This is a genomic window from Bradyrhizobium sp. CB1717 (genome assembly GCF_029714325.1).
Taxonomy (GTDB): domain Bacteria; phylum Pseudomonadota; class Alphaproteobacteria; order Rhizobiales; family Xanthobacteraceae; genus Bradyrhizobium.
Genome location: NZ_CP121666.1, coordinates 663,870 through 678,095, shown reverse-complemented (window position 1 = coordinate 678,095; position 14,226 = coordinate 663,870). Strand labels below are relative to the sequence as shown.

Sequence of the window (14,226 nt, the reverse complement as noted above, 5' to 3'; positions counted from 1 at the left end):
AAATTTATGGCGTCGCAACTAGCGGTTAGGTGTCGCGGGGAGTGTTAAGGCGGGCTTTCTCGCGCTGCTAAAATTCTGCTGTCGTCCTGGACAAGCGAGCGGAGCGAGCGCTGATCCAGGACCCATTACCCTAGGACGTAGTTTGGCGAAGGCTCGCGGTTACCTGTCTTCGCCAAAACACGTCCTGGGGTAATGGGTCCTGGCTTTCGCCAGGACGACGATGGAGAGGGCCCTCACGCCGCGCGGATATTCCCCATGAAGCGGTCGAGCTCGGCGCGGAGGCGGGTGCTTTCGCTGGAGAGCGTCTTGGCCGAGTTCAGCACGTCCTCCGAGGCCGAGCCGGTCTCGGCGGCGCCGCGGTTGACCTGGCCGATGTCGGTGGCCGCGGTCTGGGTGCCCTGCGCGACGGTCTGGACGCTGCGGGCGATCTCCTGCGTGGCCGCACCCTGCTGCTCGACGGCGCTCGCGATCGAGGTCGAGATCGACGAGATCTGGCCGATGGTCGCACCGATCTCCTTGATCGCGGCGACCGATTCGGCGGTCGCGCCCTGCATGCCTGCGATGTGCGAGGAGATCTCGTCGGTGGCCTTGGCCGTCTGGCTTGCCAGCGATTTCACCTCGCTCGCGACCACCGCAAAGCCGCGGCCGGCGTCGCCGGCGCGTGCCGCCTCGATGGTGGCGTTGAGCGCCAGCAGATTGGTCTGCTCGGCGATCGCCGTGATCAGCTTGACCACTTCGCCGATCTGCTGGGCGGCATGCGAGAGCTTGCCGATGCGGCCGTCGGTTTCCCTGGCCTGCACCACGGCATTTTCCGCGATACGGCTGGAGTCGCGGACCTGGCGGCCGATCTCCTCGACCGAGGCGGAGAGCTCTTCCGTTGCGGTCGCGACCGACTGCATGTTGGAGGAAGCCTGCTCGGAGACGCCGGCGACCTGGCTCGACAGGCTCTGCGTGGTCTCGGCGGTGCGGGTCAGGGTCGAGGCCGCCGATTCCAGCTGCACGGCCGAGGCCGAGACGTTGGAGACGATGGCGCCGACCGCGCTCTCGAAATCGTCGGCAAAGCGGATCAGCTCGGCGCGGCGGCTGGCGGCCTGCTCGCGGTTCTGGACCTCGCTGGCGGCAGCATCGCGCTCGGCCTTGGCGATGGCCTGAACCTTGAATTCTTCGACCGCGCCCGCCATCTCGCCGATCTCGTCCTTGCGGCCGAGGCCGGGCAGCACGACATCGAAATTGCCCGAGGCGAGTTCGCGCATCGCCTTGCACATCGCGATCATCGGACGCGAGATGCCGGTGCCGAGCAGGAAGGCGAGGATGGCGCCCAGCAGCGTGCCGCCGACGGCCAGCATCAGCACCAGCTGCTCGGTCTGCCCGATGGTCGCTTCCGACTCCGACTCCAGCCGCTGCTGCTCGGCGACCAGGTCCGCCTTCATGGCGGTCGCGCCTTGCAGGATCGCACCGGCCGAGCCGCTCATCTCAGTCACGAGATCGTCGACCATCTTGGCGTTGGCGATCAGCTTCTCCAGCGACTCGCGATAGGCCACCAGGATGGTCTTGGCGTCCTTCAGGCCGGCGACGATCTTGTCGTCCATGGAATAGACCGCGCCGAGCGAGTTCTCGACGAATTTCAGCCGCGCCAGCGCGCTGGTGGCAATCGTCTGGTCGGACGTCAGCACGAAGTTGGTTGCCGCAGCACTCGCGGTCTGGAACTGGGCGTTGACCTGCTTGGTGCCGAACTCGATCGCCTGCGCCTCGGAATCGGAGGCATTGTTGCCGATATCGTCGAGCTTGTACTTGAGCAGGTTGGCGTTGCGGGTCAGCTGGTTCTGCACCAGCAGCGCGCTGTCACGCTTGGCCTGGAGCACCTTTGCGAAGGTCGCAGAGAAATTGGAGAACTCCTTGGCGAGCTTGCCAAGGCTCTCCTGCCGCGCCGGCTTCTTGGCGCCCTTGATGGCCTGGTCGATGGAGCTCTTCAGGCTGGCCTCGGCATCCAACGCTGCCTTGGCATCGTCTTCCTTGCCGGTGACGACGAAATATCTGACGGCCGAACGGTAGGCGAGCAGCTCGCGATCGATGCTGCGGGCGAGGTCAGCCTCCGTGACGCTCGTGCGGTAGGATCCGACCCCGGACGACACCCGCTCGAAGCCGAAATAGGCAAACGCCATGCTGCCGGCCGAGATCACCAGCACCGCGGCGAAGCCGAGAATGATTTTCGCGCGGAACCGGAGAGTTGGAAATAGTGCACGCTTCGGCGGCGACGCGGTACGCCCGGACATTCCCAACCCCCAGTCTATGTTCTTGCAACGATTCTGCGGCCCGGAAGCAGCCCTCTCCGAACCGCGCGGAAAATTAAGGCAGAATCGTCAAGGGGTGGTAAATCCGTCCGGTCTGCATCCTTGCTGGGACCGGGCGCCGTGTTGCGGCTCACCGGAAAACGCCTTACTCTCGAATACTTATCAGGCACTTGGCGTTAGACCGAGCTGGTCCTCGAGGGGAGAAACGGAGTGGGGCAAACCGATTTTCGGTTTGGCGGTGCGTCTGGCGTTGCCGTGGCCAAGTCGAAGGCTGCGAGCGTCGACGAAGCCGTGGCCGAACTGGCGGCCCAGCTCCCCTCCGACGGGCTGGCACTGATTCTGGTGTTCCTCTCCCCCAGCTACGACCCCCATCACTTCATCGCCGAGATCACCCGGCAATTCGACGAGACCCAGGTTTGCGGTTGCACCACCGCGGGCGAGCTTGCCCCAGATGGCTGGGACGAGAACAGCGTCGTGGCGCTGGCGTTCAGCCGTACCGACTTCTCCGCGGCCGTGCGGCCCATCCTCAACCTCGACAGCTTCCGTGTCGAGGACGGCCGCAGGATCGGCGGCGAGCTCCGGCACGAGCTGCTGCGGGCGACCCCGCAAGTCGACCGCGGCAATCCCTTCGGCCTGGTGCTGATCGACGGCCTGTGCCGCCGCGAGGAGGCGGTGATGTCGGCGATCTATGCCTCGCTCGACGACATTCCGGTCGTCGGCGGGTCCGCAGGCGACGGGATGCGCTTCGAGAAGACCTTTGTGTTCTTCGACGGCAAGGCACACACCAATGCCGCCCTCCTGATCCTGTTGAACACCTCGCTGCCGTTCCGGGTTTTCAAGTGCGACAATTTCGAGCCGAGCCCGCAGAAGATGGTGGTCACCGAGGCCGACATCGAGAACCGGACGGTCAGGGAGCTGAACGCCGAGCCTGCAGCCCAGGAATATTCGCGCATGGTCGGGATCATAGACGCCAAGCTCGATCCGTTCTCCTTCGCGTCCCACCCCGTGCTGGTGCGCGTCGGCGGCGCCTATTACGCGCGATCGATCCAGCGCGTCGAACCGGACGGCTCGCTGCATTTCTTCTGCGCCATCGACGAGGGCATGGTGCTGACGGCGGCGACGTCGCGAAGCCTGGTCGGCGCGACCTGCGAGACGTTTGCCGACATCCGCGACCAGATCGGAGACGTCTCGCTCTATATCGGTTTCGAGTGCCTGCTCCGCCGGCTCGACGCCGAACAGCATCAGCTCACCCGCGACATGTCCGAACTGTACCGGCAGAATCGGGTCGTCGGTTTTCATACCTACGGCGAGCAGTTCGGCTCCATGCATGTGAACCAGACCTTCACGGGCGTCGCGATCGGAAGGCGACCGTCGTGACGGACATGTGGCAGGGCCCTGACGCGGTCGACCAGCTGCGGCGCGAGGCCGCCAAGCTGAGGAAGATCAACGCCGCGCTGATGTCGCGCGTCGAGCGCTCGATGGACCAGCAGCTCAACGCCTTTTCATTGTTCGAAACCGCCATTGCGCTCGACCACAAGGTTCGCGACCGGACGCACCAGTTGCGCGAGGCGCTGCATTCGGTCGAGCGCGCCAATGAGGGTCTCTACCGCGCCAAGCAGCAGGCGGAGGCGGCGAGCTCGCTGAAATCCTCGGTGCTGATCTCGGTCACCCACGACCTGTTGCAGCCGCTCAACGCGGCGCGCCTGACGCTGTCGGCGCTGACCGAGATGATGGAGTCGCAGGAGGCGGGCCTGCTGATCGATCAGGCCGACCGCTCGCTGCTGATGCTGGAGGACCTGCTGCGGTCGCTGCTGGAGATCGCCAAGCTCGACGCCGGCGCGCTCAAACCCGACGTACGCGCGATTGCACTGGCGCCCCTGTTCGAGCAGCTCCGCAACGAGTTCGAACCGATCGCCGCACGGCAAGGCCTGTCCTTGCGCATCCGCACCTCACCGCTGGCGGTGATGTCGGATGCGATGATGCTGCGACGGATCCTGCAGAACCTGCTTGCCAACGCCATCCGCTATACCCGCAGCGGCGGCGTCGTCATGGGATGCCGGCCGCGGGGCGACCGGATCTGCGTCCAGGTCTCAGATACCGGGCCTGGAATTGCACAGGCGCAGCAGGAGGCGATCTTCCGCGAATTCCAGCGCGGCGAGGCCATTGCGACCGACCAGGCCGGCTTCGGGCTCGGCCTCTCCATCGTCCGCCGCTTCGCGACCGTGCTCGGGCACGAGGTGCGGCTGTCGTCGCAGCTCGGCAGGGGATCGACCTTCACCCTGGAGCTGGAGCCGGCCGACCTCACCGGGGTCGGCGACGAAGTGCACGAGGTCAAGCTCGCCGAGCGGCACTACAGCTATAGCGGGCTCGAAGGCGCCAAGATCCTGCTGATCGAGAACGATCCAAACGGCTCGGAGGCAATGGCCGCGCTGCTGGAGGGTTGGGGCTGCGACGTCGCGACCACGCGATCGGGCGCGGACGCGCTGGTGCGCCTCAGCGAGCTCGGCGGCGCGCCCGATGCCGTGATTGCCGACCTCCATCTCGATCACGGCGAGAGCGGCCTGTCGGCCATCGCCGCCGTCCGGGAGCAGCTGAAGCTCGACACGCCGGCCATGATCATCACCGCCGACTATTCCGAAAAGGCGGCGAAGGAGGCGAGCCTCTTCGGCCTCGAAGTGCTGAAGAAGCCGATCAAGCCCGCCGAGATGCGGGCGCTGCTGTCGTTCCTGCTGAGCTAGCGCGCGGCTGCTCCCATAAATATCGCAAAACAACCCCATGCACCGTAGAGGTAACACCTTACGCTGGGCCAGGGCTTTGATTTATCTATGAATCATCTGCCGAATGTGGCGCGCCCGGCGCGACAAAAAGAGACGAAATCGCGTCATTGCGGCTCTGGCCGGCCGCGCTCGCGCCTCGGGCCCTCGGCTGCCAGCGTCGCGAAATCGATCCGGGACATTTCGACGATGGCCTTGGTGCGGCTCAGCACGTTGAGCTTGCGCAGGATGTCGGAGACGTGGACCTTCACCGTGGTCTCGGAAATCTTCAGCTCATAGGCGATCTGCTTGTTCTGCAGGCCGCGCTTGAGCATTTCGAGCACGCGCAATTGCTGCGGCGTCAGGTCGTGCAGGCGCTTCAGCAGATCCTGCGCGGGGCCGGCGGCACGTTGCGGGCGAACGAGCGCGCGATAGGCGGCGGGGACACAGACCGCGCCGCGCAGCACTTCGCCGATCGACTGCGCCAGCTCCTGCTTGGACGATGATTTGAGGATGTAGCCGGAGACGCCGAGCGACAGGGCGCCGGACATGATCTGCGGATCCTGATGCCCGGATACGATGACGACGGGGATCCTGGGAAACGCCTTGCGAATGCGGATGATGCCCGAAAGACCCGTGGTGCCCGGCATCGACAGATCGAGCAGGATGAGATCGAGCTCGGTCATCGCTGCGACCTGCTCGAGCGCACCGTCGATCGACGTCGCCTGAAGGATCTCGGCCGCGGGCGCCACCATCTGGAGCGCGCCCTCGAGGGCCTCGCGAAACAACGGATGATCTTCGACAATCAGAAATCGCATCACGCGCGAGCCATTCCCTGATTATTGCCTGGACTATTGCCGGATTCGAAATCGAAACGAGAATGTCTCAGCCGCGTCAGACCGGGTTGATCCAGGTCAAGCACGACATCGCGCATCATTGCGGCCGCCCGCGGTCGGCCCGCGCATAGGGTCGGGCCTTCGGATCGGGCAAGTCCATCTTGCCGATCTCGATGATCGCCTTGTTGCGGCTGAACAGGCCGAGCTTGCGCAGGATCTCGGTGATGTGCGCCTTCACCGTGGATTCGGCGAGCTGAAGCTCCTGGGCGATCTGCCGGTTCGGATAGCCGCGCCGCAGCAGGTCGAGCACGCGAAGCTGCTGCGGCGTGAGCTCGGAGAGCTTGACCTCGAGCGCCTTGCTGGCCTCGGCCCGCCGCCGCTGCGGCGCCGCCACGAAATCCTTCGGCACCGACACCGATCCCTTCAGCACGCCCTCGATCGATTGCGCCAGCTCGCGCTTCGACATCGATTTCGGCAAATAGCCGGCGGCCCCCAGCTCCAGCGCCTCGCGGACGACGCGCTGGTCCTCGTCGCTCGACACGATGGCGACAGGCAGGCGCGGATGGGCCTCGCGCAAACGCAGAAAGCCGGAGAAGCCGGTCGAATCCGGCAGCAGGAGGTCGAGCAGCGCAAGGTCGATGCCCTCGCCCTGCTCGGCCGTCAGGATATGAAGGGCGTCCTCGATCGACATCGCCTCGAAGATCCGCGCCTCCGGCAAGGCCAGACGCACCGCATTGCCGAGCGCCTCGCGAAACAGCGGATGATCGTCGATGATCAGGAAGCTGGTCATGGCGCGTTCACAGGGCTGCACCGCCGAATGCTGCACCGTACAGGCATCCGCCGCTGGAGCGGAAGAGGCAGAACCATACGGCACCCGTCCGGCACCGGGATGGTGCCGGACGGACGCTAGCACATCCTCCCGATCGGGTTCGGTCAAGATCGTTCAGTCGTTCGATTCGGACTGGACCGTCAGCAGGAAGGAATAGATGCTGTCGAACTGCTCGTCGGTGTAGACCTCCTTCCAGGCCGGCATGCCCTTGGTCGGCCGTCCCTCATGCACGGTCATCCAGAACTTCTCGCGCATCTCGTCGCCGTAGCGATGACGCAGCAGCCGCAGATCGATCTTCCGCTCGCTCTGGATCGCATCGGGACCGTGGCAGTGCGCACAGGTTCCGTTGAAGATCTCCTTGCCCGCGCCGACGGCGTCGGTGCCTGGCGCTGCCGCGTCGCCCTTGGTCTCGGTCGCCACTACATTGGCGGTCTGCGTCGCGCCGGCGCCGGTTCCCGTCCCCGTCGTCGTTCCCGCCGGCACCGCACCGAAGCGAACCGGCGCGCCGGCAGGCAGGCCGTATTTCACCGCGAGCTCGCCGATCGTGCGCTGAAGCTGCGGCAACACGGCATCGACGCGATCACGCAGCTCGGTCGAGGTCTTCGCAAAGCCGATGGCGGCGTCCCATGACAGGCCTTCGCCTTCGGTGAGCTCGATCTGATAGCGGCCGTTATAGGTGGTCTTGTTCAGCCAGCCGGCGACCGGGCCCCAGATGAAGGCCACGTCGGCCATGCCCTGGTCGAGCGCCTGCATGCCTTCCTCGGGCGACAGCACCGTCACCTTCTGGATGTCGTCACGGCTCGCGAGCAGGTTTTGCGGGGTGCTGGCGAACTGCACGGCAACGCGCTTGCCCCTGAGGCCGTCGATGCCGCCGAGGGCCTGCCCTTTGGCGGCCACGAGCGCATAGCCCTCCTTGGCGAAGGTGCTGGAGAAGATCACGGCCGGTCCCATGAAATCCTCGGACCGCGGCAGCCCGATCATGGCGTCGCATTGCTTGCCGAGCAGGGTGACGCGCACGGTGCGCTTGCCGAAATAGGATTTGTACCAGTCATAGGCGATCGGCCGGCCGAGCGCCTGCGCCAGGGCCTGCCCGATCTCGACATAGAAGCCCGGCTGCGACGGACTATCGCTCGAGAATGGAAGGTTGGTCGGATCGGCGCAGAGACGAAGCGGCTGCGCTTCGTCGGCGTGCAGCGGCGAGGCCGGAACGATCAGCACCGCGGCGGCACATGCGAGCAAGGCTGAGATGGAGCGGCGTCGGCTCGCACCGATGGCAGAATGATTGGCACGCATCCTCGTCTCCCGTAGCGTTGTTGGGCCGGAGCTTGTTGAGCCAGAGCTTGTTGAACCAGGTGCTGCGACATCAGGCATCGGCCGATGCCGCAGCTAAAGTCTGGAAAAAGCGCGCGCGTATCCCGTCACCTCGAGAGGATACGCGCGCGAGTGGTCACTGGACGGAGAACACGAAGAGCGAACCGCCCTCGGGAGCTGCGGCCGTCATCTTCTTTCCTACCTCGCCCAGGAACGCAGGCAGCGCAGCCGTGCGGCCGACGACGATGGCGACATATTGCTTGCCGTCGACCTGGTAGGTCACTGGACCTGCGCCGATGCCGGAGCCGAGATTCTTGCTCCACAGCACCTTGCCGGACTTCGCATCGATGGCACGGAAATCGCCATGGATGTTGCCGGCAAACACGAGACCGCCGCCGGTGGTCAGCGTGCCGCCGTTGAACGGCAGGTCTTCCTTGATCGACCAGACCTTCTTCTGCGCGACCGGATCCCAGGCCACGAGCTCGCCGAGGAAACCGCCGGGACCTTCCTTGGTCGGGAATTCGGCGCCGAGATAGAACACGCCGCGCTTGTAGGCGACATCACTGACCGACCAATCCATGCAGACGTTGTTGGACGGGATGTAGACGAGGCCGGTCTGCGGGTTGAACGACATCGGCTGCCAGTTCTTGCCGCCGATCAGGTTCGGGCAGATGTCCTTGGCGGGATGGTTCGGCCCGGGACGCTTGTCGGGATCCTCGACCGCGCGCATCGTGGCGACGTCCCACTTCTTGGCCCAGTTGGAGAACACGTATTTCTCCGCCGACAACACCTTGCCGGTCTCACGGTTGGCGACGAAGAAGTAGCCGTTGCGATCCGCCTTCATCAGCGCCGGAACGGTGCTGCCGCCGATCTTCAGATCCGCGAGCACGGCTTCGTTGACGCCGTCATAGTCCCAGGCATCGGCCGGCGTGGTCTGGATGTGCCACTTGATCTTGCCGGTATTGGGATCGAACGCCACCGTCGACGCGGTGTAGAGGTTGGTCAGCTTGCCGAAATTGCCATCGCCGGTCGAGCGCACCGCGGTGTTCCACGGACCGGGATTGCTGGTGCCCCAATAGACCGTGTCGCTCTTCGGATCGTAGGAGCCGACCAGCCAGGCCGCGCCGCCGCCATGCTGGGCGGAGTCGCCCTTCCAGGTGTCGCCACCGGGCTCGTCCGGCGAAGGAACGGTGTAGGTCTGCCACACCTGCTTGCCGGTGTTGATATCGAAGGCCTGCAGCGAGCCGCGCACGCCGTATTCGCCGCCACCGAAACCGGTGATGACCTTGTCGCGCACGACGAGCGGCGGCGAGGTGATGACCGACCCCTGCTTGTAGTCGACCACCTTCGTCGTCCACAGCGCCTTGCCGGTCGCGGCATCGAGCGCCGTCAGCTTGCCGTCGAGACGGCCGACGAAGATCTTGCCATCGGCATAGGTGACGCCGCGATTGTTCACGTCGCAGCAGGCGTATTGCAGCACGTCCTCGGGAATGTCGGGCTCCCAGGTCCATTTGCGCGCGCCGGTGGCCGCATCGAGCGCGTAGACGTATTTCGGGCCCCAGGAGCTCGAAACGTAGAGCGTGTTGCCGATGACGATCGGCGAGGATTCGTTCGAACGCAGCGACGCCAGCGAGAAGGAATAGGCGAGCGTCAGCTTGCCGGCGTTCTCGGTGTTGATCTGCTTGAGCGGGCTGAAGCGCGTGTTGCCGTAGTCGTGGCCGGCGACGGCCCACTGGTTCGAATCGGATTGCGCCTTGAGCACGGTCTCGTTGGCGCGAGCGCCGGTTGTGGTGGCGGCCAGCATCGCAATCATCGAGATGCCGGCCAAGAAGCCCTTCGTTCCAAAGGTCATGTATTCCCTCCGCGATGTTGTTGTGCACGCCTCGTTGGGCGCCTGAGCGCGCTGCGCTCGTGATGCGCAGTTCGTCTGCGAGCCATCGTTCGAAATTACAGCATCGCCTTTTCGCGCTTAGTATAGGCGGAAGGTAGTAGTGCAGATCATCGGCGGTTTTCGCCGCTCATCTCGTTGCCCCGACTTGCGTCTTGCCCTTATTTTTCAGCTCGAAATGCGTCGTCGGATTACGGCAACATCGCGCCGCAATCCGATGGCTTGCATCAGGCTACGCGTGCATCGGTCACGATGATGGCGCTACCAGACCTGCGAAACTTTCGAAGAAGTTCGCGGCAAGTTTGCGCGACGTCGAGTCGATCAGCCGTGAGCCGAGCTGCGCGAGCTTGCCGCCGATCTGTGCGTCGGCCTCGTAATGCAGGATGGTGACGTCAAGCGATTCTTCTTCCAGCCTGACCTTCGCGCCGCCCTTGGCGAAGCCCGCGACGCCGCCGGCGCCTTCGCCGACGATGCGGTAGCCGTTGGGCGCATCGATATCGGTCAGCGTCACCTTGCCGCTGAACGTCGCCTTCACCGGGCCGACCTTCAGCACCACGGTCGCCGTCATCTCCGTCGGCGATGCCATCTCGAGCGATTGGCAGCCGGGAATGCAGCGCCTGAGAATATCGGGATCGTTGAGCGCGGCCCACACCGTGGCCTTCGACGCCGGAATCCGCTGACTGTCGTTCATCTGCATCGCTTCCACCCCTTTTGACCGTTGGTTGTACGGCTCGACTAGGGGGACGCCCGGCTGCGATCAATCGCCAGGAAGTACTAGAGCTGCTTTTCTGACCATTCACTCGATGTCATTCCGGGGCGCGCCTCTTGGCGCGAACCCGGAATCCGTTTCCCCGCGGACTCTGCGGCCCGATGGATTCCGGGCTCCCTCGCTTCGCTCGGGCCCCGGAATGACGGACTGGAGTGTTGGAGCCGCAACACCCAGCCGGCGCGGCCTGTCGGAAGCGGATTGCTGCATCGCCGTAAGTAAAATCAATGACTTAGACCGCTTCCGCCTACTACCAAGATCGCGATTACAAGGGCGTGAGCGCGTGCTCCTATTCGCGACAAGGAACAAGGCACCAAAGGGAGAAACGACGCGCGAGGCGCGCGACGTCCAAGTCCAGCGTCCAAGGCCAGCGCTCAAGGCCAGCGCTTCGCGCGATAGCGGTTGGGCATGGGCCGCAGCTGACGACGTGGACACCGTTTTCGCAAGCTCATTGCAAGGTCGCGCCACGCGCTGGTGGCGACACGAAATGTCGCGACCGAATCGTACATCTGCGGCGACCGCCACGATGACCTTTCCATGACGCGCGGTCAGCAAAATCCCAGTTGCAAAGTTCCGTTCGCGCTGTCTCTAATTAGAATAACTACAAACATTCGGGAGGAGTACGCCGTGTCTACAGTCAAACTGACGGTCAACGGCAAGGCCGTTGCCGTCGACGTCGAGGACCGCACGCTGCTGGTCCACGTTCTGCGCGATCACCTCAACCTCACCGGAACCCATGTCGGCTGCGACACCAGCCAGTGCGGCGCCTGTGTCGTGCACATGGACGGTCGCGCAGTGAAGTCCTGCACCATGCTGGCGGGCCAGGCCGACGGTGCCAACGTCACCACGATCGAGGGCATCGCCAAGGGCGACGAGCTGCACCCGATGCAGGCCGCCTTCCGCGACAATCACGGCCTGCAGTGCGGCTATTGCACCCCGGGCATGATCATGTCGGCGATCGACATCGTGCATCGTCACGGCGGCCAGCTCGATGAGGCCACCGTTCGTCAGGAGCTCGAAGGCAACATCTGCCGCTGCACCGGCTATCACAACATCGTCAAAGCCGTGCTGGATGCGGCCGGGCGCATGAAGGTCTCGCAGGCGGCCGAGTAAGGCCGCCCGCCTCGAACAAAGAACCACCGCTGCAGCTTTCGAGGGAAAGCGCAGTCGAAACAATTTCCGGTCGGGAGGACCAGACATGGGTGTTGAAGGCATCGGCGCGCGCGTCGTGCGCAAGGAAGACAAGCGTTTCATCACCGGCAAGGGCCGGTATGTGGACGACATCAAATTGCTGGGCATGACCCATGCCCATTTCATCCGCAGCCCGCATGCACATGCCAAGGTGAAGGGGATCGACTCCTCCGCGGCACTGAAGATGCCGGGCGTGGTCGCGGTGCTCACCGGCCAGCAGCTCGTCGACGACAAGGTCGGCAACCTGATCTGCGGCTGGGCCATCACCTCCAAGGACGGCAGCCCGATGAAGATGGGCGCATGGCCGGCGATGGCGCCGGAGACGGTGCGCTTCGTCGGTCAGGCGGTCGCGGTCGTGATCGCCGACAGCAAGAATCTGGCGCGTGACGCGGCGGAAGCCGTCGTCGTCGATTACGAGGAGCTTCCCGCCGTCGCCGACATGCACGCCGCCATCAAGGCCGGCGCGCCGCAGCTTCATCCCGAAGCTCCCGGCAACCAGGTCTATGACTGGGTGATCGGCGACGAGGGCGCGGTGAGCGCCGCCTTCTCCAAGGCTGCCAACGTCGTGAAGCTCGACGTCACCAACAACCGCCTCGCCCCCAACGCGATGGAGCCGCGCGCGGCGATCGCCGACTACGACGCGGCGGAAGAGCATTTCACGCTCTACACGACCTCGCAGAACCCGCACGTCGCGCGCCTCGTGCTGTCGGCGTTCTACAACATCGCTCCCGAGCACAAGCTGCGCGTGATCGCCCCCGATGTCGGTGGCGGCTTCGGCTCGAAGATCTTCATCTACCCGGAAGAGATGGTGGCGCTGTGGGCTTCCAAGAAGGTCGGCCGTCCCGTGAAATGGACCGGCGACCGCACCGAGGCCTTCCTCACCGACGCACATGGCCGCGACCACGTCACCCATGCCGAGATGGCGTTCGACGCCAACAACAAGATCGTCGGCCTGAAGGTGAAGACCTACGCCAATTTCGGCGCCTACATGTCGCTGTTCTCGTCGTCAGTGCCGACCTATCTCTACGCGACGCTGTTGTCGGGCCAGTACAATATCCCGGCGATCCATGCCGAGGTGATCGGGGTCTACACCAACACCACGCCGGTCGACGCCTATCGCGGCGCGGGCCGGCCCGAGGCGAGCTATCTCATTGAACGTCTGATGGAGACTGCGGCGCGGCAGCTGAAGGTCGATCCGGCCGCACTGCGCCGGACCAACTTCATCACCCAGTTCCCGCACCAGACGCCCGTGATCATGGCCTATGACACCGGCGACTTTAACGCCTCGCTCGATGCCGCGATGAAGGCGATCGACTATGCCGGCTTCGCCGCCCGCAAGGCGCAAGCGAAGTCGCAAGGCAAGCTGCGCGGCATCGGCGTGTCCTGCTACATCGAGGCCTGCGGCATCGCGCCGTCGAAGGCGGTCGGCAGTCTGGGCGCCGGCGTCGGCCTGTGGGAATCGGCCGAGGTGCGCGTCAACCCGGTCGGCACCATCGAGATCCTCACCGGCTCGCACAGCCACGGCCAGGGCCACGAGACCACGTTCTGCCAGCTCGTCGCCGATCGCCTGGGTATTCCGATCAGCCAGGTCTCGATCGTCCATGGTGACACCGACAAGGTGCAGTTCGGCATGGGCACCTACGGCTCGCGCTCCGCAGCCGTCGGCCTCACCGCGATCCTGAAGGCCATGGAGAAGATGGAATCCAAGGCCAGGAAGATCGCAGCGCATGCGCTGGAGGCGTCGGAAGCCGACATCGTCATCGAGAATGGCGAGTTCAAGGTGACCGGCACCGACAAGGCCATCGCCTTCCCGATGGTGGCACTCGCAGCCTACACCGCGCACAATCTGCCTGACGGGATGGAGCCGGGCCTGAAGGAAAGCGCCTTCTACGATCCCTCCAACTTCACCTTCCCGGCCGGCACTTATATCTGCGAGCTCGAGGTCGATGCCGGCACCGGCAAGACCTCCTTCGTCAACTTCGTCGCGGCCGACGATTTCGGCCGGCTGATCAACCCGATGATCGTCGAGGGCCAGGTCCATGGCGGCCTGGTTCAAGGCATCGGGCAGGCGCTGCTCGAGCACGCCATTTACGACGCCAATGGCCAACCGGTCACGGCCTCGTTCATGGACTACGCCATGCCGCGCGCCGACGATGTGCCCTCCTTCAACCTCTCCCACACCACGACGCTGTGCCCGGGCAATCCGCTCGGCATCAAGGGTTGCGGTGAGGCCGGCGCGATCGGGGCGTCAGCGGCCGTGATCAACGCGATCACGGATGCGATCGGCAAGAACAATCTGGAAATGCCCGCAACCCCTGATCGGGTGTGGCGCACGATCAACGCGGCGTAAAGAGGAGGACC

Annotated in this window: 10 protein-coding genes; 4 read left to right on the top strand and 6 right to left on the bottom strand. The window is 64.7% G+C overall.

What is annotated here, in order from left to right; all coding sequences use genetic code 11:
• Positions 1-233 precede the first annotated feature (233 nt).
• Entirely contained in the window at positions 234-2,273 is a 2,040-nt protein-coding gene (locus tag QA649_RS03100; protein WP_283022914.1) for a HAMP domain-containing methyl-accepting chemotaxis protein, read from the bottom strand.
• 228 nt (positions 2,274-2,501) lie between these two features.
• On the opposite strand from QA649_RS03100, the gene QA649_RS03095 reads away from it, so the two are divergent.
• Positions 2,502-3,668, top strand: a complete 1,167-nt coding sequence (locus QA649_RS03095; RefSeq protein ID WP_283022913.1) for an FIST N-terminal domain-containing protein — start codon at positions 2,502-2,504, stop codon at positions 3,666-3,668.
• 5 nt (positions 3,669-3,673) lie between these two features.
• On the top strand, positions 3,674-5,029 hold the full coding sequence (locus QA649_RS03090) for a hybrid sensor histidine kinase/response regulator (protein WP_283026242.1): 1,356 nt from the start codon (positions 3,674-3,676) through the stop codon (positions 5,027-5,029).
• 143 nt (positions 5,030-5,172) lie between these two features.
• Here QA649_RS03090 and QA649_RS03085 read toward each other — a convergent pair whose 3' ends face one another.
• From QA649_RS03085 to QA649_RS03065, 5 genes are all read right to left on the bottom strand, one after another.
• Positions 5,173-5,862, bottom strand: coding sequence for a response regulator transcription factor (locus QA649_RS03085; RefSeq protein WP_283022912.1), 690 nt, complete (start codon positions 5,860-5,862; stop codon positions 5,173-5,175).
• Positions 5,863-5,977: 115 nt separating this feature from the next.
• Entirely contained in the window at positions 5,978-6,670 is a 693-nt protein-coding gene (locus QA649_RS03080; RefSeq protein WP_283022911.1) for a response regulator transcription factor, read from the bottom strand.
• 153 nt (positions 6,671-6,823) lie between these two features.
• The gene (locus QA649_RS03075; protein WP_283022910.1) at positions 6,824-8,002 is read right to left on the bottom strand and encodes a transporter substrate-binding domain-containing protein; all 1,179 of its coding nucleotides are present in this window, start codon (positions 8,000-8,002) and stop codon (positions 6,824-6,826) included.
• Positions 8,003-8,156: 154 nt separating this feature from the next.
• Positions 8,157-9,872, bottom strand: coding sequence for a PQQ-dependent methanol/ethanol family dehydrogenase (locus tag QA649_RS03070; protein WP_283022909.1), 1,716 nt, complete (start codon positions 9,870-9,872; stop codon positions 8,157-8,159).
• Positions 9,873-10,155: 283 nt separating this feature from the next.
• Positions 10,156-10,605, bottom strand: a complete 450-nt coding sequence (locus QA649_RS03065; RefSeq protein WP_283022908.1) for a carbon monoxide dehydrogenase subunit G — start codon at positions 10,603-10,605, stop codon at positions 10,156-10,158.
• A 696-nt stretch (positions 10,606-11,301) separates the two neighbouring features.
• On the opposite strand from QA649_RS03065, the gene QA649_RS03060 reads away from it, so the two are divergent.
• Positions 11,302-11,787: a (2Fe-2S)-binding protein gene (locus tag QA649_RS03060; RefSeq protein WP_018646247.1), complete on the top strand. Its 486-nt coding sequence runs from the start codon at positions 11,302-11,304 to the stop codon at positions 11,785-11,787.
• 85 nt (positions 11,788-11,872) lie between these two features.
• On the top strand, positions 11,873-14,215 hold the full coding sequence (locus tag QA649_RS03055) for a xanthine dehydrogenase family protein molybdopterin-binding subunit (RefSeq protein WP_283022907.1): 2,343 nt from the start codon (positions 11,873-11,875) through the stop codon (positions 14,213-14,215).
• Positions 14,216-14,226: the final 11 nt, after the last annotated feature.